Below are 22722 nucleotides of genomic sequence, written 5' to 3' on the forward strand. Positions count from 1 at the left end.
ACTCAAATCGCCTTTACGACGTTTGGACCAATGCGCTTGGCGCTAAATTCAGCGGCTGATGCCAAAAGACAATAAGGGACAAGCGTGGCGGACTTTGACAAGATTGATCTCACAAATTGTGATCGCGAACCAATCCATCTTTCTGGCGCGATCCAGACACCAGGATTCCTCATTGCCGTCAGTACCGACTGGATCATTGCGAGGGTGTCCAAAAATATCCGCGACCTCCTGGGCTACGACCCGGAGGTTTTGATAGGCTCCCCGTTGCCAGAGTATATTCCGCCGACCCTGCTCCATGATCTGCGCAATAAAATCTCCTATCTGTCTGAAGCCGACATGGTCGAGCGCCTGTTCGGGCGCGAGATCGGAACCTCGGGCCAGCCCTACGATATCGCCATCCACATCTCAGACGGTCAGATCGTCATTGAGGCGGAACCCGGCAATGCAGCCGGGGCCGATGCCACAAGTTCAGTCCGCGCGATGATGTCACGTCTGGACCGCACAAAGGACATGAACGCCTTCTATCGAGAGGGGGCGCGTCAGGTGCGCTCCATGCTCGGATACGACCGCGTCATGGTCTACAAGTTTGCGGCTACGGGCGCTGGTGAGGTCGTCGCTGAGGCGGCGAAACCTGGAATTGGAAGCTTCATGGGGCTTCACTATCCTGCGAGCGACATCCCGCGGCAGGCCCGCCAGCTCTATAAGCGTAACCTCGTCCGGGTCATCCGCGACGTGAATTCCGAACCGGTCCCAATCGTGCCTGAGATGGATCCGACCGGCCAACGCCTCGATCTCTCCCTATCAATCCTGCGATCTGTCTCCCCGATCCACATCGAATATCTCAAGAATATGGGCGTTGCGGCGTCCCTTTCTATTTCCATCGTAGTGGATGACGAACTGTGGGGGTTGTTCGCCTGCCACAACTACTCGCCCCGCTCGCCCACCTTCGCGCGTCGTTCGGTATGCGAACTCTTCGCCGAAATGTTTTCGATGCGCCTAGAATCTCGCGAACGGCGGCAGATCGCGGATTATGAAAGCAAGGCTCGCGACATTTCCGATCAGCTGCTCGGCGCAGTGGCGTCCGACGAGACCTTGCTCAACGATCCCGACTGGCTGGGCGACATTCTTACTAGTGCCATTCCGGCGACGGGCGTGGGCGTCTGGATCAACGGCAACTATGCCTTTTCTGGTATGACCCCGCCGACGGAGGATTTTCGGCGGATCGTGCGCGCTCTGAACGGGCTAGCCGCCGGCCGTGTCTATACCACTGATCATATCGGCAAGCTTGTGGAAGGCGCCGACGCCTTCGCCAAAGATGCAGCGGGGCTGCTCGCGATCCCCATCTCTCGCTCGCCTCGCGACTATGTAGTCCTGTTCCGCCAGGAACTGAAGCAGGCGGTCCGGTGGGCTGGAGACCCTCACAAGCCGATCGAATATGGTCCGAATGGACCGAGGCTGACACCGCGAGAAAGCTTTGCGGAATGGTTGGAGGATGTGGACGGGCATGCCGAGCCTTTCACAGGCGCCGAGATTCGCGTTGCCGAGACCTTACGTGCCACCCTGATCGAGGTTGTTCTGCGGCTTGCCGACGAAGCGGCCGCTGAGCGCCGTCAGTCCAACGCCCGGCAGGAGATGCTTATCGCGGAGCTCAACCACCGGGTTCGCAACATCCTCGGCGTGATCCGTGGTCTTATCAGGCAGTCACAGCCCGACAGTGACGAAGTGAAGAATTTCGTGAAGCTCGTCGATGGGCGCATCCATGCTCTCGCCCGCGCCCACAATCAGATCACGGACGACCATTGGGGTCCCGCCCCGCTAAAAGCACTTATCGATGCGGAGGCGGCCGCCTTCGCCGTCAACCGTCAAAGTTCGATCATCTCTAAGGGCAATCCGATCCTGCTTAATCCGCAGGCCTACTCTACAATGGCACTCGTCATCCATGAGCTGGTCACCAACTCGACGAAATATGGCAGCCTGTCGGGCGAAGGCGAAGTTCATATCGAATGGTCCGGCGACCATGCAGGAGACCTCGTCATCATTTGGCAAGAGATCGGCGGACCCAAGGTGACACAGCCCACGCGCAAGGGTTTCGGAACGACGATCGTGAACCGTTCCGTACCCTATGATCTCGGCGGCCAAGCCAGCATAGACTATGCCGAAGACGGCGTGCGCGCCGAATTCAAAATTCCGTCCCGCCATGTTTCGGAGCCGAAATCCTATGCTGGGCCTGAGATCAGGACTTTCCGCTCCGCGGTGTCCAGCCAACAGCCGATCAACCCGGCACTGCTCGACAAAAAAGTAGTGCTGCTAGTTGAGGACAGTCTGATCATCGCGCTTGACGCGGAGGACATCCTCAACCGTTTCGGCGCATCTGTTACGACTGCGTCAACGCCGGAAGCGGCGCATGACATACTGGACCATGACAGGATTGATTTTGCGATCCTCGACATCAACCTTGGAGATCAGACGAGCTTCGGGATCGCTGATCGGCTGCGAGAATTGGGCATCCCGTTTTTCTTCGCATCGGGATATGGGGAGCAGGCGAGCCTGCCGATGGATCACCGGGCTTCCAATGTCGTGCAGAAGCCGTACACCACTCACAACATCGCTAATGCAATCGAAAATCTATTTCCCTAATTTCCCTGACGAGCCCATTCCAGCTGTTGAGGTGCCAATTTTCCACTTTGGAGTCAGACAGTCCACTAATCGAGGGCCGACTGTGAACCGCCCGCAGAACCCGAATTGGGGGGAGGAGCGATACAAGATGGGCTGCTATGAAGCCTGTTGCAACCATCGCACCAATCTTGGTTGTCACGATGTTCAGAAGCGCCGATGCTCTCGTCCATCAATCAGGTCGCAGGTGCCGCGGAATGAATAGGGCGCCGTCCCCTGAACGCTTATCTGGCCGCTGCGGCGATTGATCGTCACCAGCGGCTTGTTGAGGGCATTGAGCCGGTATTTTGCCCGGATGACGTCTGGCCCCATTTCCACATCATAGAGATCCCACCAGCCGTCATTCCCACGGCTATTGATCGGCGGAACCAGCTTCTTGGGCAAGCGGATGCGCCCGCCGCCGGCCCAGAACTGAAGCATCAGCGATGCATCGAATTGCTGCCCGGTCATCTCGGTACGGTTGCCATAATCATATCGGTTCGTGCGCGCATTCCACGTCCAGCCGTAGGTCGTAGTCGTCCCCGATCGCTGGCCATCTCCAAAGCACACCAGGCCCAGATCGACATATTGATCATTCACCTGATAGCGGTCGCGATTCTCAACATAACTTGGCGACTGGCGCTGCCCATCGATGGGTGGCGCGTAGCGCATGTCGGGATGATAGCTTCGATTGTCATGGCGTGTATCCGATTGGGCGTGCTGCGCACCGTGGCCGCAGTCGACAGGAAGCGTCTCGGTGATGGAGTCATAACGACCGTCCATCGTCGCGACAGTAACGCATCGCTGTTTGTCGCGATTCCACCATGTCGCGTAGCTTCGGTCATCGCCTTTCTCGACCTTCACGAAATCGTAGCCACGCGCTTTCATCTGGGTTTCGCCGCCAGCAGCCCGGGCGCCAACCAGGTCAGAAAGGCCAGATGGGACTTGAGCGATAGTCGCTTGCCCCGTCAGAGCGACAAGGATGCTGCCAAAGAGGCTCGTCCGCATTTTCATCGCCAGCATTCCTTCATTTCCACATGTTTCGGTTTGCGAGATGAATAGCAACATCTATCCAATTCGATGGACAACACCATAAACATCTCTTTGCTGTCGATGGCTAGATCGAAGAGGGCTCGATCCCGAATGCGCCCATGTTGGTCGAGAAAAAAGTGGATTGCCCAAATTTGATGGGGCTTCAGCGCCCGCTTTGCGCCATCCTTGCGTCCGGCGTTCCACGATACCCGCTCCCGAGCGGCGGGATCAAATTCTGATCATCCCCTGACACGTCTCCTGGGGCCATGATGGCCGCAGGAGAAGCGCGCGACAGGCCTACTGATTGCGTTGCCGCTCCCGTTCCTCCGTCTGCCAGACGGTATCGCCGTTTTGCCAATGGGTCGGGCAGCCCCGGCAATCCTTCATCCAGGCATCCTGGAACACGGCAAAGCGCAATTGCACGCCATCCATGACAGCGCGTTCCAGGTCGGCTTCGTAGAATTTGGCTTCCATGAGATCGGTGTTGATGAAGCGCGCATCCTGGAAACTTGCTCCCTTCAGCAGTGCCTTTTCCAGCGTGGCGGCAGTCATGTCGCTGCGGTCGAATCGCGCCTTGGCTGCGCGGACGAAGGACAGATCGGTGCCGCGCAGCGATGCCCCTTCCAGACGGGTGCCGCCCATGAAGGCAGTGCTCATCCGGGCGCCGTCAAGGTCGGCGCTTGTCAGCTTGGCGCCAGTCAGATTGGCATGGCGCAGATCGGCGCGAGCGAGCTTTGCTCCAGTCAGCTCGGCGCCGCTGAGGTCGGCATTGGCCAGATCGGCAAAGCGCAGGTCGGCACCGGGGCAATTCGCCTTCGGTCCGATCCGGCAGCCATTGACGATCCAGGGGTCGGGGCGCTCCTCGACATTGGTGATGAGCATCTGGGCGGTGGCTGGCGGGACAGCCAGCGATGCGGCCAGCAGGGACAGGATGATGCGCATGGCAGGTTCCCCATGAAAACGGAGTCCGCCCGGTCGGTCGGCAAGGGAGGCGCCGGCCGACCGGGCGGATCGGCACCGGGGGTGATGGAGCCCCGGTGTTGCCAGAAGGTGATCAGCCTTCGGGCAGTTCGAACACCCAGAAAGAGCCACCCTGGCTAACCGAGCGCGTCAGATCGGCCATGTCGCCACCCCATAGCGGCACCGCGCCGCCATAGCCCGAGGCGAGGCCGATATATTGCTTGCCGCCCATCTCCCAGGTGATGGGCACGGACACCACGCCCGATCCGGTCTGGAATTTCCACAGCTCTTCGCCAGTCTTGGCGTTGAACAGCTTCACATAGCCGTCGCTGGTGCCCTGGACGACGATATTGCCCTTGGTAGTCAGGTTGCCGCCCCATAGCGGCAAATGTTCCTTTACCTCCCAGGCGATCTTGCCGGTCTTGGGGTCCAGCGCTCGGAGCACGCCGACATGATCGTCGAACTGCTTGCGGATGCGGAAGCCCTGGCCGAGATAGGCGGCACCCTTGTTATAGGTGACATTCTCGGTCCAGTAATCCTCGGACCAGTCGTTGGACGGGATGTAGAACAGTCCAGTTCCCGGATTGTAGGACATGGGCATCCAGTTGGTGCCGCCCAGGAAATTGGGGGTTACCTTGATCACTTCCCCCTTGTCCTGGCCAGGTGCGGGGGGCGGCGGGCGTTGCCCCGGATTTTCGATCGGCCGGCCATTGGCCACATCCCATTTGCTGGCCCAGCTGATGTTCGGGACAAAGGGATAGATGCCCAGCGCCGATCCCTTCTGCTTGCTGATCTTGCCGTCGCGCTTGGTCAGCTTGTCGAGATCGGTCAGGAAGAAATAGCCGTTGCGATCGGCATGGGCGCCGGCGCGGATCGTCTTGCCATCCTTTTCCAGATCGAACAGCACGATCGGATTATTGCCCGAAAAGTCCCAGGCGTCGTTGGGCGTATGCTGAAAGAAGCCCACCGGCTCGCCGGTCGAGGGTTCGATATAGACCTGGCCCGAGGTATAGAGGCTGTCGCCCGGCGAGCGTTTCCAGGTATTCCACGGCGCGGGATTGCCGGTGCCGATGACGATCGTGTTGGTCTTCACGTCAAAGGTCGCCGACTGCCAGGGCGCGCCGCCGCCATGGTTCCACGCCTCGACCTTCTTGCCATCCTTGTCATTGGGCCAACTCGGTGCCTTGGGATCGCCGGTGAAGCTCGACGGCTTGCCGTTGAGGCGTCCCTGATGCCCCTCGACCATTGGCCGCATCCAGATTTCCTCGCCGGTGTCGGGATCGCGGGCATAAAGTTCGCCCACCACGCCGAATTCATCACCGGACGATCCGTGGATCAGCATGACGCGGCCGGTCTTCTGGTCCTTCACGATCGTCGGCGCGCCGGTCATGGTGTAGCCGGCCTTGTGATCCTGGAACTTCTTGTTCCACACCACCTTGCCGGTCTTGCGGTCGAGCGCGATCATGGAGGCGTCGAGCGTGCCGAGAAAGATCTTGTCGCCATAGATGGCCGCGCCGCGATTGATGACGTCGCAGCAGGGACGGATGTCATCGGGCAGGCGCGCGGTGTAGGACCAGATCTTCTTGCCCGTCGCCGCGTCCAGCGCGAATATCCGGCTGTAGGATGCCGTCACATAGATGACACCGTCATAGAAGAGGGCCTGGCTTTCTTGCCCGCGCTGCCGCTCATCGCCGAAGGAGAAAACCCATTTGGGCACCAGTTTCTTCGCGGTATCGCTGTTGATCTGGTCGAGCGTGCTGAACCGCTGGGCCCGCACACCCAGGCCGTACATCAGCACATTGTCGTTGCTCTGCTCATCATTCAGGATGTCGTCCCAGCTGACGCCTGGCAGCTTGAAATCATGCTTGGCCGCAGCCCCATTCTGGCCCAGCGCCGGCCCCGCCAGCATCGTTGCCAGCGCCGTCATCGCCGCCAGCCGCCCCCTTGCTCCTCGCATCGCATCCTCCTTGGCAGTGCAGCTTGATCGCCGCTTACCCGGAGAAGTGTAGGAAGGCTTTCTGAGAGCGTCCTGAGCGCTTCATGAGATCCCTCTCAATATCGCTCATGCTTTGGTCCCATGCCGCAGCATGAAACCGACCCCACGCACCGTCAGCAGGTCGGGCGCGCAGGCGTGCGCGGCCAGGCGCTTGCGCAAATAGCCGACATAGACATCGACGCTGTTTTCCGTGACGTCGGCGTCGGTGCCCCACGCCATGTCCAATATCTGGCTGCGCGATACCACCTGTCCCGCCTGACGGGCCAGACACAGCAGCAGGTCGAACTCGCGCCGGCTGCAATCGAGCGGCTTCCCCTCGATCTGCGCCGACCGAGCACGAATGTCGATCGCCAGCGATCCCAGCGACAGGCGCTCGGCATCGCGGCCTTCGCGACGTCGAACCATGACCGCCAGCCGCGCCAGCAATTCCTCGAAGGAAAAAGGCTTGGTCAGATAATCATCGGCGCCGCAGCGAAACCCCTGCAGCTTCTCGTCCAGGCTGGCACGCGCGGTCAGCATGCAGATCGGCAGATCGACCCCGTCCTGCCGCACCTCACGGCACAGGTCGGCGCCATCCATGTCGGGTAGGCCAAGGTCCAGGATCGCAGCATGGAACAGACCGGATGCCAGTCGTGGACGGGCCCGCCGTCCCGATGTCTGCCATTCCACCATATAGCCTTCGGCCATCAATCCGCGATGGACGAAGCGGCCGATCCCCGGATCATCTTCCACCAGCAGGATGTTCATGACACCATCGGCAAGGTCAGCGACACGCACAGGCCCTCCCTCATGCGGTGATTGGCAGCGTCCAGTTGGCCGCCATGCCGATCCGCGATCCATCGCGCGAGCGCAAGCCCGAGCCCGGTGCCGCCCCGGCTTCGTCCGACATCCGCCTGGAAATAGGGATCGAAAATCCTGGCCAGATCAGCTTCCGCTACGCCCGGACCATCGTCGCTGATCGCGATACGCGCGCGATCGCCGTCCGATCGCATATTCAGCCGGATCATACCCTTGGGTGGCGAAAATTTGATCCCGTTGTCGATGATGGCAACAAGGGCCTGGCGCAATCGATCGGGGTCGCCGACGATCGGCACCGCATCGCTTGCCGCTTCCAGTTGAAGCCCGATACCGCTTGATCGGGCGAAGGGTGCCACCATGGCATGGGCGTCGCGCAGCACGGCGGCAAGGTCGATCGGCCGGGGCGCGACCGACAAGGCGCCGTCTTCCGCCTGGGCCAGCGCCAGCAGATCGTCCAGCCGCCGATGGAGGAACTGACCGCTGTCGACGATATGGACCAGCGCATCCTCCAGTGCGGCGCGATCCTCCGGCCGGCGCAGCGCCACTTCCGCTTCACCGCGCATCACGGTGACGGGCGTGCGCAGTTCATGACTGACCTTGGACAGGAACAGCCGACGCCGGCCATCGATATCGCGCAGCCGCTGATTGGCCTGTTCCAGGGCCATCGTGCGCGTGGCCACCTGCGTCTCGATCGCTTCCGCCATATCGTTGAACTGGGCGGCCAGATGCTGCAGTTCGTGCAGTCCCTGCAGCCGAACGCGTGCAGGGCCCCGTTCTGCCCTGAGCCTGTCGGTGCCATCGATGAGCGCAGCGATGGGCGCCACGATGCCGCGCCACAGCAGCCAGCCGGTTGCGCCACACAGCAGCAGGATGAAAAGCGCCACGCTTCCGATCAGCCAGCCGCTCCAGCGCTGCGCCTGTGCGATCGATTGCGCGGCTTCCCGCGCCTCCCCCTGTTCCCGGACGGCGATGTCATGCGACAGAGCGCGTGCCGCCCTCCATCCCGCCCGATCGGAATTGCCTATGATCCCGGCGAGTTCTAGCGCCCTTGCCCATTCATGGGTTTGCTGGGCCTGACTTTCCGCGTCGGTTTCGATCAGGTGCCGTTCGTTTTCAATACTGCCCAGATAGGCTCGCATGCCGACTGCAATGGCCTGATCCATGGCAACATGCTGTGACCGATCGGCCAGTTTCCGGGCGACGATGTCCGCCTCCAGCCGGGTAACCAGCAGCGCCTGATGCTGGGCCATTTCGATCCGCGAAAGCAACCGAGCGGCGAGCCTGTGATGCCAGATAGATGTCGAGATCAGCACAGCGAGCGACAATATCAGCGCCAATGCGCCCGCGACCATCGCCTTCCTGAAGCTCACCGGCACCTCCCCGATGCGCTCTCATCCGCACCTGCATGGATGCCGAGCATAATGGACCAGGCCGTGCGGTTGGATCATACTTTGGTCCAATAAGGTTTTCCGCTCCTTCTCAGTCGTTCAGCGCTTGTTCGTGCCTTCCGAATTGCCGACCGTCGGCTTATCGCTCAAAAGTCGAGGATGGGCGGCTAGGGTGTGCGCCGGCTAAGCAATGAGCGACGTTCGTCAGAAGCCTTGTTGAAGGCGGCTACCAAATTTTGCTTGGTATCAAAATCCTATGGTACTTTCCGGGGTAGCCCATCTGCCAGGCGGAGCCGGACGGACTTGCGCTGCGCACAACAGGGAGCCGTCGATGCAAAACATGCCCCCGCATGCATATGGGCATCACCACAGGGACGATCATGACCATCATGGCCAGAAGGCAATGGTTCAAGATCCCGTCTGCGGGATGGAAGTCGACCCCGAACTCACGCCCCATCGCGCTGACCATGATGGTCATCGATATTATTTCTGCAGCAACGGCTGTCGCGCCAAGTTCGTCGCTGATCCCGGACTTTACCTCTCCTCGCAGGAGCAGCCCGCCATCGTCTCCGGGAATGTCTGGACCTGCCCCATGCATCCTGAGATCCGCCAGGATCATCCAGAACCTTGCCCGATATGTGGCATGGCGCTCGAGCCCGAAGTGGCGAGGGCGCAGAGCGGACCAAGTGCCGAGCTGCTCGACATGACGTGGCGCCTTAAGGTGGGGCTCCTGCTCGCCTTGCCCGTCTTCGTTCTGGAAATGGGCGGGCATCTCGTTACCGCCCTGCATCATCTTGTGCCGGCAAGATTGTCGATCTGGATCCAGATCGCTCTCGCCACGCCGGTCGTCCTCTGGGCGGGCTGGCCATTCTTCGTACGCGGATGGCGTTCGCTCGTGACACGCCACCTCAACATGTTCACGCTGATCGCGATGGGCACGGGCGTTTCCTGGGCTTACAGCATGGTCGCCGCGCTCGCTCCAGGCTTCTTTCCGCCAGCCTTCCGTGACGCCGATGGCAGCGTCGCGGTCTATTTCGAGGCGGCAGCCGTCATCACCGTGCTGGTGCTCCTGGGACAGGTCCTCGAGTTGCGCGCGCGCGAGCAGACGTCCGGCGCAATCAAGGCGTTGCTCGACCTGTCGCCAAAGACCGCGCGTCGCCTCTTGCTGAATGGCGATGAGGAGGAGGTCAGCCTCGACCTGATCGGCGTCGGCGACCATTTGCGCGTTCGCCCCGGTGAGAAGATACCGGTCGACGGCATCGTCGTAGACGGCGGATCGTCGCTCGATGAATCCATGGTCACCGGCGAATCCATGCCGGTGACCAAAAGGATCGATGACACGGTCATTGGCGGCACGCTCAACCAGACCGGCGCGCTTGTCATCACGGCGACCAAGGTGGGGCGGGACACGATGCTCGCCCGGATCGTCCAGATGGTGGCGCAGGCCCAGCGCTCGCGCGCCCCCATTCAGCGCATGGCCGATCGTGTCGCTGGCTGGTTCGTGCCCGCCGTGATCCTTGTTGCGATATTGGCCTTTGTCGGATGGAGTCTACGGGGACCGGAGCCGCGCTTCGCTCATGGCCTGGTCGCCGCTGTCGCGGTCCTCATCATCGCATGTCCCTGCGCACTTGGCCTCGCCACGCCCATGTCCATCATGGTGGGGGTGGGGCGTGGTGCAAGGCTTGGCGTCCTGATCAAGAATGCAGAGGCGCTCGAGCAGATGGAGAAGGTTGATACGCTGGTCGTCGACAAGACCGGCACGCTGACACTGGGCCATCCGGCGGTTACCGCCATCATACCGGCGTCCGGCCACACCGAGGCGGAGGTCCTCCGTCTCGCCGCTGCCGTCGAGCAGGCATCCGAGCATCCCCTGGCGCTTGCGATCGTCGACTTGGCCAGGTCGCGCGATCTTGTGCTGCCACCGGTATCCCAGTTCGATTCCCCAACGGGACGTGGTGTGGTGGGAACAGTCGAGGGCAAGCGCGTTGTCCTTGGTAATGCGCCATTCCTCCTCGATCAGGGCATAGACAGTATTGAAGTGACGCCCGCTGCCAACGACCTGCGCCGCGATGGCGCCACCGCGATTTTCGTGGGTGTGGACGGTCAGGTGGGAGGAATCATCGCGATCGCCGACCCGATCAAGCCAACCACGGCCGAGGCCCTCGACGCCTTGCGGCAGGAAGGGATTCGCATCGTGATGCTGACGGGCGACAACCGCACGACGGCGCAAGCCATTGCCGAAAAACTTGGCATCGACGAGGTCGAAGCCGAAGTCTTGCCGGATCAGAAGAGCGCGGTGGTCAACCGCCTTATCGGCGCAGGCCGCGTCGTTGCAATGGCGGGTGACGGGGTCAATGATGCGCCTGCGCTAGCCGCCGCCAATGTGGGTATTGCCATGGGTTCAGGCACCGACGTTGCCATGGAAAGCGCGGGCGTAACGTTGCTGCGGGGCGATCTGAACGGTATCGTGAGCGCACGTCGGCTCAGTCAGGCTACGATGTCCAATATCCGCCAGAACCTCCTATTTGCCTTCATTTACAATGCGGCGGGCGTTCCGGTGGCCGCAGGGCTGCTCTATCCGCGGTTCGGCATTCTCCTGTCCCCGATGATGGCCGCAGCGGCGATGGCGTTGTCATCCGTCAGCGTCATAACAAATGCCCTTCGGCTGAGGACGCAAACCCTGTGAGCTATTCCGCCTGCGTCGCCCAGACTTCTCTACTTTCGCATCCGATTACATTGCCTCCCGCGTCAGACGGGCTATGTTCGGTACATGCAAGATCGACAGGACCAATTCGCCTACTGTGTCCAGCTGTTTGGTGGAACGACAGCATTTGCTCGGCGTCTCAGGATCGATGAGCGAGCTATCCGGCGGTTCATCAATGGCGAGCGCCCCATCAGCGACAACTTATTGCAAGACACCGCGAAGGCATTGCGCGACCTCGCTGCGGACGCCAACGCGGCTGCAGGTACGATCTCTGACAATCTGACCACTGAACCCAGCGACTTCTAATCGGTCAAATCCGACCCATTTAAGACACTCAGCACCCAATTTTTGATCCCCAGCTGCCGACGGTCTGCTATCCCGGCAGGTGCCGACAAGATTAAGACGCTCGCTTCTAGCTTCACAGACGTCGCAGTCTGAAATGGTGAGTCATTCGGGCTGCGTCAGGCCGTCCGGTCGGAACCGCCGACATAGCCGCCGTTCGATGCCCCGCGCGCGTTCTTCGAAAATCGCCGTTCGTTTGGGGAGGCGGTGCGCCGCCGTGTTCGGCCGACGGTATTCATCGTGATATGGGTTCGGGTATTCCGCTGGCTGACACGTCGATCCGATTCAGATCGGGAGGTCCCATCCGGCGCGGGCACTGAGAAACATTGCGTTCGTTCGGGCGGCGACACACATGCGAATGACGCGCCGCGGACCTATCACGGTTTGCACGTATATTAACACATGGCATGTCGCGGGGGGAGCATTACAAAGGGGGGCGATGAGTACTATTTTCTGGTCTTGGCAAAGTGATCTCGACCCGCGCGTCACTCGCAATATTGTGCGCGACGCCCTCGCGCTGGCAATCGAGGATTTGGATGCCGAACTCGAGGAACGTCACGAGCTTACCTCCGATACGAAGGGTGTCGCCGGCTCGCCGGATATCGTCAGCACCATCCTCGCCAAAATCGAGGCTGCCAAGGTCTTCGTCGGAGACGTCACCCCGATCGCGATAGCGGCCAACGGCAAGGCTATCGCCAATCCCAACGTTCTGATCGAACTCGGCTATGCGAAGCGCGCAATTGGACTCGAGCGCGTCATCACCGTGTGGAACACGGCCTATCCCGGGGCGACCATCGAGCAGCTCCCGTTCGACATGCGCGGACGGCGGGGGCCGATGAGTTTCCATCTGCCGGAAGGCGCGCCCTCGGCGGACTTGCGAACGGAACGGGACAAGCTCCGGTCCGCGCTGCGCGAGGCCCTGCGAGCATCGATCGCCGTCGCAACGCCGGCGCTGCCTGAGCCCAGCTCACCGGCATGGCAGTACGCTCATCCCGCGGATCCGGCTCTGTGGTTCGATCCTGCCACTCCATTGACGATCAACGAGGATGGCGCGCCCGGCACCAAAGTCCTTACCGAAGGCCCCTACGGCTATGTCCGCATTCGTCCGCGTCATTGGTCGGCGCCGCGCGAGACCGTCCAAGATGGCGTCCGCCCGCGGATCATGGGGCCGACGCAGGGGTATAGTTGGGGTGCCACCAAGGGCGGTTTCATCGTTTACAGCGGTAGTCCGCGGGCATCAGGTGAAAGGCCTCTGACCAATTGTGTGATGCAGTTTCGCAGCACCGGCGAGCTTTGGGGCGTCGACCCTTTCATCGCCGATCGGGAGGATCGGGCCTTGTTCTTCGCCGATGCGCTTATCTCGCATATCAATGACTTCATCGACGAGAACCTACCAGTCCTGCAACGGCAGGGCGCTAAAGGCCCGTTCAATGTCATGATCGGTGCCACCGGCCTCGAAGGCCTGCATTGGATCTCGGACACACGGTGGGGCGGCAAGCCAGTGGCCCTTGAACCTAGTGCCACGGCCGAGTTCACTTTGGCGGGCTTGGGCGAGGACGAGCGGCTGACTGAGCTCGAAACCGCATGGGGAGAGATCGCCGCAGCCTTTGGCGTGACACAGCCGCCGCGCTCGACCCTCGTCCAGCAGATTAGGGGGTTCTGATGCTGCTATTCACAGATCTGCTCGAGAAAGCGGGGCTCGCCGCCGGGCAGGTCCGTCTGCTCCGCCACCAGACGAAGGCGCCGAACGGCCGCACGCCCTATTTGCTTTGGCGGGACGACCGGCCTTCCTTCGAAGAGTATCAACGGGTGCAGACGATTGGCAACCGCGCCGGGCTCGCGGTGCCCTTCTGGGCGAGCTTCGTGGCTCCGCCGACCGGTGGAACGCTGTTCGCAGGGATCTATACAGCCCGGCGCGTCGGCACGGTCGATGCTTCGTGGATCGATCCGCTCCATCTCGTTTCTGGCATGACTCTCAGCAATGGCGAGCTCGACCTCTATGAGACGGCTCGGGTCGGCGAACTTGAACTCTATATCGGACGGCTGTGGATTGAATGGGGGGCGGGCGCCAGGTCCTGGGTACAGCGTCCGGATCGACAGAATAAGCCAATCGTCGAGCTGACCCGCGCGTTCCGGGAAGATGCGTTTCCGGGATACACGCACTTCATCGCGAACATCTCCGACGTGCAGGGGCTGCCAGCGACCTGGGTCTCTGCCCTACGCGCGGCACGCGGCGTCTATCTCCTCACGTCGGCCAAAACCAGAGAGCAATACGTCGGCTCGGCAACTGGCGACGCCGGCTTTTTCGGCCGCTGGCAGAGTTATGCCCAGGACGGACATGGCGGCAATATTGGTCTCAAGAGCAGCGAGCCCAGCGACTATCAGGTCAGCATCCTCGAGGTCAGCGGATCGTCGGCAACCCATGAGGAGATCGTCGCAGTCGAGCAGCTCTGGAAGCACAAGCTCCAGAGCCGCGCGATGGGCCTCAACAGGAATTGACGGGCACCATGACCGGAGCCTTGACCCCCGATGAACTGGGCGAAGCTGGCGAGAACCTCTTCGCCAAACTGTGCGCCCAGGCTAAGCTGATCTGCAGCCGTACGAGCCGTGATAGGGCAGGCTGGGATTTTCGTGTTGAGTTTCCGATGGAAGGAACGCCGCAGGAAACGCTTGATCAACGCGAGCCGCGCGCATGCATGGTCCAGCTCAAATGCACTGCCGGCGAGAGCGGGGCGGTGCGCGCGCGCCTGTCGGCGATGGAGCGTCTGGCGAAGGACCGGGGGCCGTCCGCTATCGTCGTCTTCCGGATGCGTCCGGACGGGACCGAGCTCATGGGCTATGTCATTCATCTTCTCGGCAAGGAGCTCGCCAAGATCCTACGCCGCTTGCGCGTCGCCGAGGCCGAGGGTCGGACGGACATCAACCACATCTGGATGTCCTTCGACTATCGAAAAGGGCGCCGCTTCAAGCCCACTGCCGAAGGGCTGCGCGATGCGCTCGCCGAGATCTGCCCCACAGACGTCGACGGCTATTTCGAGGCCAAGCGCCACCAGCTGGCGACGCTCGGCTATGAGCAGGGCCGCGAAGTCGAGGGCGAGGCACTCATCTGGATCGAAGACCAGAACCATTTCCTCAAGATCATCTCCGGACAGGTGCCGCTGAGGCCGGTCCAGCTCCAGGCCTATGATCGTCGCTTCGGGATCCGGGTCCCCTACAAAGGCTCCCTCTTGGAAGGGATGGAGGAATTCCCGATCGATCTGCCGACGATAGGTCCATGCGCGATCATCGTGCGCTCAGGGCCGCTGCTTCCGGCCGCCGTGTTCGACTGTGAGACAGCGATTCCGTTCCCGGTCGAGGGCGGACCGATGCTTGCAATTCGCCATGCCGCCCTCAATCTGCTGTTCTACGAGGGCAGCTTCCACCTCGAAAGCGTCGGCAACTTCAGGGCCGACCACCATGATCTGGCGACCTGGCTTCCACTGCTGCGCGGATTGACCTACCTCGCAAGTGGCAAGGCTACGGTGGAACTGGACTTCAGGGGCATCCGGATACCGGGCATTCCCACGCAAGAGGGATTGGACGGACCCTATCTCGACGATCTTCCGCGCCTGCTGGAGTTCGTCGAGCGGTTCCGACAAGCCCTCGATATCGCTGGCATATCGACATCGGAGCCTTTCTCGCTCGAAGACATCTGGGCTGCACCGGCGATGCAGATGTCGCTCGACATGATGTTCAATCCCTCCTCCGCGGCACGCTTTGAGTTCGACGCGATCGGCGGGGTGACCGACGAGGTCCGGCTGGAGGCGATCTACTTCAACACCATAGAGTTTGCCGGATGCGGGATCACGCTCGCGACCAAGGTCATTCTCGAGCAGAAAGGAGAGGAGGCGAGCGCGTTCGCGTCCACCGGGTTCGAGCTGCTGGATGTTCGGCCGGCGGTCATCGATCTGGACGACTATGGAGCCGAAATGGCAACGACCAGCGGCATCAACGTCGTGATCAATCCGAAGAACGTCACGATGGTCAGCCGGCCCGCGGAGCGCAAATGACACTCGCGGGGATTAGCTGTTGGGCGCTGCAATGCGCGGCGACCGACCTCTGCCACGCCCGCATTGTTCCCCCTGCGAATCCACGAATGATCGGTGTTAGTGTAACCGGATGTTTCCAATCGCGCCGCCGATTGGCAGGACTATCCCAAGCCCTGCCCCATCGCACCCCGACCCATTCTGGCCATTCAGCCGTTATATTTTAATCCCCAACAACGGACGGTCTGCTTGCTATGGCGGCGCTCCTTAATGCCGACAGGGAGCAGGTGGTGAGCACTCCGTCGGATCGGTTCCCGGGGACATTAGGCTTTTGGACAGCGCAAGGGCACACGGTACTTGCCGGGCTTCATTGACCGTTCAACAGTGCTCAAGGAACTGCCAATCGGACCGCTCTGTTGTGCCTCCGAAGTGGCATCAGACGGCGCAAATGGAAGCTTACGCGGATGCACTGGCGTCCACCCACAAGGGGCAACTTGTAATGCACCGTACGCACCCGTGCTGCCCATAAAGGGCGGAATTTCAAGAGGTTATGCATACTTCCCATAGCCTCTCAGGAAACATTTTGCGCGATACATCGTATGTGGTCAAGATCGCACAGCCCGAAGGAGTCTCTCCTCAACGGTAAGATAGTATCTTAACCTGAAATGTTAACGAATAGGAAGGTGTCCGCACGCTGCATGGTGTGTGTTCCAACGATGTGGAACCCCCTCAAATGCGCAAGATCAGAAATCCCCCGCCCTGACGGTAAACTACTTGACCATCCACAGTCTCCTTAGAGACCGTGCGGGCAAGCAGATATCTTCAGCGCCGACACCTTCCCGCAGCCCCTATCGCTTATTCATATACGGGTCGCAACCTTCTTCTCATTAATAATTGGGTCATCCGAATTCCATTCCAGTCCACAAAACCGCACCTTGTTTTTAAAAAATCCAATTTCGCGTTCGAAGGGCTGCCTGGAAGTACGTCACTCCAAATATTTCGCTTTTTATCGTTCGTTAAATCAGGGGAACTGAGCAGATCGCTCAAAATCAAATAGCTCTCCGCATCGACTGACAACTTTGATTTTTCTATCTTTACAAAATCGATAGCCTTAGGGTCAGGACCCATTGATCTGAGAGGCGCGATCTGATTCAGGTTCCGTGAGGAGACTGGATTTGAGCGACCTGTACTGGCTAACGGACGAGCAACTGGCGCGTCTCGCGCCCTATTTTCCGAAGAGCCACGGCAAGCCCCGAGTTGACGATCGGCGGGTGCTGAGCGGGATCATCTTCGTGAACCGCAATGGGTTGCGCTGGCGGGATGCGCCGAAGGACTATGGGCCGCACAAGACGCTGTACAACCGCTGGAAGCGGTGGGGTGAGATGGGCGTTTTCACGCGGATGATGGAGGGGCTTTCCTCTGCGGGTGCCGAGCGCCGGACGGTGATGATCGACGCAACGTATCTGAAGGCGCACCGCACGGCATCGAGCTTGGCGGTAAAAAGGGGGATCTCGGGCGCCTGATCGGCCGCACCAAAGGGGGCATGAACACCAAGCTTCATGCGATTACCGATGCCAACGGCCGTCCCTTGAGCTTCTTCATGACCGCTGGCCAGGTCAGCGATTACATTGGCGCAGCCGCTCTGCTTGACGAGTTGCCGAAGGCGCAATGGCTGCTCGGCGACCGGGGCTATGACGCCGACTGGTTCAGGGACGCGCTGCAGGAGAAAGGCATAAAGCCCTGCATCCCGGGCCGAAAATCGCGCAATGAACCCATCAAATACGACAAGCGCCGCTACCGTCGCCGCAACCGCATCGAGATCATGTTCGGACGTCTGAAGGACTGGCGCCGCGTCGCCACACGCTACGACCGATGCCCAACCGCCTTCTTCGCCGCCATCGCCCTCGCTGCCACCGTCATCTTCTGGCTATGACCTATGAGTCCTGACCCTAGAATTCAATTTCGATAACTCATTTGCAAACTTATATTTGTCTTTTAAGAACACAAACTTCAAAGTTATAAAAGAAAAGTACGATATATCACAATCGAGGATATCATTAATAACCGATCTAACTTCTGTTCGATCGTAAAAATTACTTCCTAAATAATGTGATCCGAGCAATATTATATTAAACGTCTCCACGGCATCAGATCTTTTCATTTTTCTATAGAACGCAGAGTGTGACGCAACAAGAAGGTCAATCATTTCCTTTTGAATGAAGTGATCAATCCAGTCAGACCTCTTGCGTATCTTATCGAACCCTTTTGTAGTCAAAACAGTCAATATGCTTCCGATGGAGTATGTGGTCGTTACTCTTATATCGAGGCTAGAAATGTAGAAAACTAATGAAAATAATGCGTGCAGCCCGCGTTCAATGTAACCGCATTTGTCGTCATCTTCCTTTATATCGCGTAATCCCTTAGCGCTCTTCGCTAGATCAAAAATCATAACGCGCAGCAACGAAAGCGCCCATCCGCTAACATTATGGAAACCAATGCCATGCTCTCCAATAATGAGGCGAGATTCCAGAGTTTTGCTTTTAACTCGACGAGTGATGAAGCGGAATTTTTCGGCTTCTAATCCGCCATGGAGTTCATCTACCGTGTCTTTTAATTCATACATGACACGATGAATCTCCCGTTTTGCGGAAGAAAGCGGAGTTACGAACGGACGAGTGAAATTGTCAGATTTTCCCTCATTGATATGAAGCTTATATTTGAAGGCTTCTTCTTGTATGATTTGCTCTATTAGATCAATTATCTCCGTATCGTTCGCATATACGAAATAATCGTCTACGTATCTCTTAAATTCGAAATCTATTCCATAATTCAATTTGGATTTTTTGGCCGATTCTATGACATTTAGGTCAATTCGCTGAAATATAACTTCAGCGAAAAGCCGCGATAGCTCCGGTCCTATTATAATTCCATTAGTCTCGTTATAGTTCTGGCGCTGCATCAGGCGATCGAACTGCTGTTCGAACGCAAAAAGTGAAGAATTCTCTTTAGAAAAATCTTTATTTTTGACAGCCCAGGTCACAGAATGCGTGTATATGCTATGAAAACATTTCGATATATCAAGCGTTCTTAATTTACTGAACTTCTTTTCCAGAGACAGGTACATGCTGCTATCGAAAAACTTCGACAGTAGATTTATGTCTCTATACACGAAAAATGATACGATATTTCGCAGCTCCTTCGTGTCGGGTTCCGACTCGCCGTGGACATCCGCCTCGCCGCGTTTGACATAATCTTCCAATCGGTTCGCTGTGGTCCGGGAGGCGATCGATGTGGGGCGCCTTAAGGAGGCCGGGCTTATACCGCATGCAGCGATCAAAGTTTCAGCGAAGGCGTTGTAAAATTCGGCAGCGTCGAGTTGGCTGTTGGGGTGCATGAGACCGAGAAAGGTCGAGCCGCCGCGGTCCTTTCGTATTACGTACTCATACGGCTTGGCATACTTACGCTGATCCGATCTCTTAAGTGCCCGAAGCTCCGCCAGGCATCCTGCCAAAGCGGGGGGCACATTCTTCTCAATCAACGAGAGATAGAAGAAATCATTAGTAAATATAATCGGAAGCTCATGCGGTAAAACTTCGGTTAAAACTGCACGAAACTTACGGCTCACATAATCAGTATCTTGCATATGCCCACGCAGATTTAATTGCACCAATTCTTTGAGGCTTGAATTTTGCCATCATTGGAACTTCAAAGCCTTTTAAAAATGAGCATTCCTTGATCATCTGTTTATGTAAATGCGACAGCTTTGTAGAAGTTGCCGCAAAAAATTCGCTATTTGGTGAAAAAATTATACTATTTAAAAATCCGTCCAAATGCTTAAGTGATTTCTTATAGTCGGGAACTTCAGGAATGTCTGCAGATTTGCAAAGGTTATAGTTGAAAAATATACCAGATCTAACTGACCTTTTAGGACCAATCACATTTATGCCGGTACGTCGAACGCTATAGTTCGATGTCAAAAATTTTATTCTATCGACCAAAAGGGCGGGGTCGGGATTTTTCCTAAAGTCCTTTAGCGAAAGAATGATCCTAGATTTCATCTTTTTGATTTTACTGTCAGCGATGCAAACGGAAATCTGCCTTGGATTTGGCGTATCACGTTCGATTTTTTCAGAGACATGGAAGTCATATCCAAGATACTCTATGGACTGATAGGATTTATCCTTCTTCCGATTTCGGAATATTATTTTTTCATTTTTGCGCTTGTTGAGCGACAGGCCGGACGGCAGTATCTCATTCAAAAATTTATCTAGATCGAAGTCAGTTTCATAACTGAAAATCAGCATATCATCGGAAAACCTAAAGTATCTATATACTGAAGGATGCAATTTGACCTGTTTGTCAAATTCTTGCATGGCAACTTCAGCTAAAACGGCACTTATGGAAAGGCCGCGCGGGACGCCATGCGTTTGACCGTGACAATGTACATCTAGAAATGACTCAAGTGCCTTAGAGGCTGTTTGGGAAATCGGCGGCAGGGGTTGTCATAGGCGTATCTGCGTGATTCAGGCTCTGGATGTGGACGCAGCAGAGCCGGGGGCGGATGGCCCAGATTGCGAAGAAGACGAAGCGTTATCCCAGTGACCTGACCGATGAGGAATGGGATCGCCTTGCGCCGTTGATGCCCAAGCCGGGTCGTCGAGGCCGTCCCCGCGAGGTGGATTTCCGCGAAGTGATCAACGCGGTCCGCTATCTGGTGCGATCGGGGTGTGGTTGGCGGATGCTGCCGATCCATTTTGGCGCCTGGCAGACGGTCTATGGCTGGTTTCGGGAGCTGGCACGCAGGTTCCTGTTCCAGACGATCCACGACATCGAATTGATGTTGGACCGAGAACGTGAGGGGCGAGAAGCCAGCCCCAGTGCGGCGGTCATCGACAGCCAGTCGGTCAAGGCGCCTTCCGCAGAAAAGCGCGGTTTTGACGCAGGCAAGAAGATCGTCGGTCGCAAGCGGCATATCGCAGTCGACACCGATGGACGCTTGCTGATGGTCAACCTCACTACCGCCGATATCTCCGATAGTGCAGGCGCTCAGGCGATCCTCGATGGCATCCGCAAGCGCTGGCCGTGGGTGAAGCATCTCTTTGCCGATGGCGCCTATGATCGCCTCAAGCTCATGGACAAGGCCAGCTACCTCGACTTTGTCGTGGAGGTCATCCGTCGAAGCGATCGCCAGCAGGGCTTCAAGGTGCTTCCGCGCCGCTGGGTCGTCGAACGCACCTTCGGATGGATGACCCGATGGCGCCGTCTGGTCCGCGACTACGAAAAGCGCATCGACGTCTCACAGGCGATGATCCTCGTCGCCATGGGTGGAAACCTACTACGCCGAAACGCTCATCCCTGATTTTCCAAACGGACTCTTAGTGGCAGATGGCGATAATGTGGCTGTGCCAATTAAGCGATCCTTGATAATGTCAAGCGGAATGCTTTCATAGAAGCTTTTGATGTCCCTTCTATGCGCGGCCATCGGTGTAGCATCTTTAAAGCTCTGTATGACGCCCTTCACTATATCTTGTCTGCTCGGCATCTTAACATGATTTCTATACTTTATGTTGTTTGCTAGTGATCTGAGAACCAGCGTGATTGGATATTCGCTGTAGCTGACGCACGACTTTCCAGCGACCGTCACGTCTACATAGTCTGTAAGTCCAGTTAGGTCTCTTGCGCATTCGATCGCCCGGGCGATTTCTGCTTCTCTATCTTCTTTAAGATCCACGCCGAAACGGGATGAATCTCCCGCCCGAAGGGCACGAGCAAATGAGTATCGATTGAATGCGGCTGCTGACATTCCGCAGTTCTGAAGCAAGCTCACTGATAATTCAATTCGGTTCGCATCCGAATTGAAATTCTATCGTGCGATTGTCCGTGTTTTGATGTTCATGATCCTGCCGGGGCTCCGCGAGGAAGGTGATGCAGCAAGTTGCCGCTCCCTGTTTGCACTTCCCGCGATTTTAACGGTCAAGCTGTTCCAGGCTGGTCAAGCGGTCGATCCCCACCTGACGGACAAGCTCCCGCAAGATACTCACCCGCTCAGAGAGTCATGCCAATTCTTCGCCAGAAATTTCATAATCGCGAGAATAGCGAGCCTTGATGTATGCCTCACGAAGTAGATTATAAGCGCGCTTTTGAAGCCGGTTTTCATTCGTCCATACCGACCGGAGGTCGGGTTCTAACTGTTCCGTCAACGCGCGAAGCCGATTCAGATTATGCGTCTTAGGGCTCTATGCCGAACGGCGAACTATGCCGAGCCGCCGCGGAATAATCCGGTCTCCCCAGGCTATTTCGACAATCGGCTCGGCATATTTTACGCCCCTCCAAAGGCACTCGGTGCCGGAGGCGGATGTCATGACCTCATTGCCGGGCGATCGCGATGGCCCGTGACATGGCACACATGATCCAGCAGTGCACACACCAGCGCCCGAACCTGATCGTTCGTGAAACCGCCGTCTTCCGGGTGGACGCCATCAATCAGGTGGCGTCGGTTCCACTTCCAGTAAGGCGCCAGAATTTGCGTCAAGCGGACTGTCTCAGCGCATTCGCAGCCGAACGCGGTGACATTGGCGTAGGCCAACGATCTATCAACGTGCAGGCCGACATTCCGAGCGCACCAGGCATCGGGGACGCACGCCTGGAAGGCGTAATTTGTAATGCACCGTACGCAATGAGCGCATTGCCTTTTTCAATATTCAGGACCGGACTGCCAGCTTGGTTCTGGCGTCTTCTATCGCTTCGGCCGCGTTCCAAAGGCGACTGTCGGGAAAGTCCCATCTCTTGCCGTTAGCAGCCCCACTGAAACCCGTCCCAAACTGA

Annotated in this window: 15 protein-coding genes and 1 pseudogene; 7 read left to right on the forward strand and 9 right to left on the reverse strand. The window is 58.1% G+C overall.

The window, feature by feature from the left end; all coding sequences use genetic code 11:
* Positions 1-84: 84 nt before the first annotated feature.
* Positions 85-2637: an HWE histidine kinase domain-containing protein gene (locus E5554_RS08310; RefSeq protein ID WP_072893573.1), complete on the forward strand. Its 2553-nt coding sequence runs from the start codon at positions 85-87 to the stop codon at positions 2635-2637.
* 183 nt (positions 2638-2820) lie between these two features.
* Here E5554_RS08310 and E5554_RS08315 read toward each other — a convergent pair whose 3' ends face one another.
* From E5554_RS08315 to E5554_RS08340, 6 genes and pseudogenes are all read right to left on the reverse strand, one after another.
* Positions 2821-3720, reverse strand: coding sequence for a hypothetical protein (locus tag E5554_RS08315; RefSeq protein ID WP_247594409.1), 900 nt, complete (start codon positions 3718-3720; stop codon positions 2821-2823).
* Between the two features lie 35 nt (positions 3721-3755).
* Positions 3756-3911, reverse strand: a pseudogene (locus tag E5554_RS23295) (integrase); the annotation flags it as partial.
* Positions 3912-3981: 70 nt separating this feature from the next.
* Complete coding sequence (locus E5554_RS08325) at positions 3982-4626, reverse strand: pentapeptide repeat-containing protein (RefSeq protein ID WP_136186512.1); 645 nt, start codon at positions 4624-4626, stop codon at positions 3982-3984.
* A 112-nt stretch (positions 4627-4738) separates the two neighbouring features.
* Positions 4739-6601, reverse strand: a complete 1863-nt coding sequence (locus E5554_RS08330; RefSeq protein WP_136186513.1) for a methanol/ethanol family PQQ-dependent dehydrogenase — start codon at positions 6599-6601, stop codon at positions 4739-4741.
* Between the two features lie 105 nt (positions 6602-6706).
* Positions 6707-7417 (reverse strand): response regulator transcription factor, encoded by a 711-nt coding sequence (locus E5554_RS08335; protein WP_247594410.1) that lies wholly within the window; start codon positions 7415-7417, stop codon positions 6707-6709.
* On the reverse strand, positions 7384-8808 hold the full coding sequence (locus tag E5554_RS08340; protein WP_168708688.1) for a HAMP domain-containing sensor histidine kinase: 1425 nt from the start codon (positions 8806-8808) through the stop codon (positions 7384-7386). Before E5554_RS08340 ends, E5554_RS08335 begins: the two co-directional genes overlap by 34 nt.
* Before the next feature lie 421 nt (positions 8809-9229).
* On the opposite strand from E5554_RS08340, the gene E5554_RS08345 reads away from it, so the two are divergent.
* From E5554_RS08345 to E5554_RS08370, 5 genes are all read left to right on the forward strand, one after another.
* Positions 9230-11512, forward strand: coding sequence for a heavy metal translocating P-type ATPase (locus E5554_RS08345; RefSeq protein WP_281729022.1), 2283 nt, complete (start codon positions 9230-9232; stop codon positions 11510-11512).
* 799 nt (positions 11513-12311) lie between these two features.
* Positions 12312-13535 (forward strand): hypothetical protein, encoded by a 1224-nt coding sequence (locus tag E5554_RS08355; protein WP_136186515.1) that lies wholly within the window; start codon positions 12312-12314, stop codon positions 13533-13535.
* Positions 13535-14371, forward strand: coding sequence for a GIY-YIG nuclease family protein (locus E5554_RS08360; protein ID WP_136186516.1), 837 nt, complete (start codon positions 13535-13537; stop codon positions 14369-14371). The genes E5554_RS08355 and E5554_RS08360 overlap by 1 nt, the downstream gene beginning before the upstream one ends.
* Before the next feature lie 8 nt (positions 14372-14379).
* Complete coding sequence (locus tag E5554_RS08365) at positions 14380-15921, forward strand: hypothetical protein (protein WP_136186517.1); 1542 nt, start codon at positions 14380-14382, stop codon at positions 15919-15921.
* A 1151-nt stretch (positions 15922-17072) separates the two neighbouring features.
* A protein-coding gene (locus E5554_RS08370) for an IS5 family transposase (RefSeq protein WP_136186518.1) occupies positions 17073-17830 on the forward strand; the annotation gives its coding sequence in 2 pieces (ribosomal slippage) (positions 17073-17406 and positions 17406-17830; 759 coding nt in all).
* Here E5554_RS08370 and drt3b read toward each other — a convergent pair.
* Together drt3b and drt3a are read right to left on the reverse strand one after the other, a co-directional pair.
* Positions 17825-19522 (reverse strand): antiviral reverse transcriptase Drt3b, encoded by a 1698-nt coding sequence (gene drt3b, locus E5554_RS08375; RefSeq protein WP_168708689.1) that lies wholly within the window; start codon positions 19520-19522, stop codon positions 17825-17827. The two genes, E5554_RS08370 and drt3b, sit on opposite strands and share 6 nt — an antisense overlap.
* A gap of 4 nt (positions 19523-19526) precedes the next feature.
* Complete coding sequence (gene drt3a / locus E5554_RS08380) at positions 19527-20393, reverse strand: antiviral reverse transcriptase Drt3a (protein ID WP_136186520.1); 867 nt, start codon at positions 20391-20393, stop codon at positions 19527-19529.
* A gap of 38 nt (positions 20394-20431) precedes the next feature.
* Between drt3a and E5554_RS08385 the strand changes: the two genes are divergently transcribed.
* Entirely contained in the window at positions 20432-21256 is an 825-nt protein-coding gene (locus E5554_RS08385; protein ID WP_125990377.1) for an IS5 family transposase, read from the forward strand.
* Here E5554_RS08385 and E5554_RS08390 read toward each other — a convergent pair.
* Positions 21233-21724: a hypothetical protein gene (locus E5554_RS08390; RefSeq protein WP_136186521.1), complete on the reverse strand. Its 492-nt coding sequence runs from the start codon at positions 21722-21724 to the stop codon at positions 21233-21235. The two genes, E5554_RS08385 and E5554_RS08390, sit on opposite strands and share 24 nt — an antisense overlap.
* Positions 21725-22722 lie beyond the last annotated feature (998 nt).

The organism is Sphingobium sp. PAMC28499, assembly GCF_004795815.1.
In the GTDB taxonomy this organism is placed as follows: Bacteria; Pseudomonadota; Alphaproteobacteria; order Sphingomonadales; family Sphingomonadaceae; genus Sphingobium; species Sphingobium yanoikuyae.

Bases quoted from the DNA above. Each gene is read 5' to 3' on its own strand.
- E5554_RS08330 (WP_136186513.1), bottom strand. From the start codon at position 6,601: ATGCGAGGAGCAAGGGGGCGGCTGGCGGCGATGACGGCGCTGGCAACG.
- E5554_RS08360 (WP_136186516.1), top strand. From the start codon at position 13,535: ATGCTGCTATTCACAGATCTGCTCGAGAAAGCGGGGCTCGCCGCCGGG.
- E5554_RS08355 (WP_136186515.1), top strand. From the start codon at position 12,312: ATGAGTACTATTTTCTGGTCTTGGCAAAGTGATCTCGACCCGCGCGTC.
- E5554_RS08325 (WP_136186512.1), bottom strand. From the start codon at position 4,626: ATGCGCATCATCCTGTCCCTGCTGGCCGCATCGCTGGCTGTCCCGCCA.
- E5554_RS08345 (WP_281729022.1), top strand. From the start codon at position 9,230: ATGGTTCAAGATCCCGTCTGCGGGATGGAAGTCGACCCCGAACTCACG.
- E5554_RS08385 (WP_125990377.1), top strand. From the start codon at position 20,432: ATGTGGACGCAGCAGAGCCGGGGGCGGATGGCCCAGATTGCGAAGAAG.
- E5554_RS08315 (WP_247594409.1), bottom strand. From the start codon at position 3,720: ATGTTGCTATTCATCTCGCAAACCGAAACATGTGGAAATGAAGGAATG.
- E5554_RS08365 (WP_136186517.1), top strand. From the start codon at position 14,380: ATGACCGGAGCCTTGACCCCCGATGAACTGGGCGAAGCTGGCGAGAAC.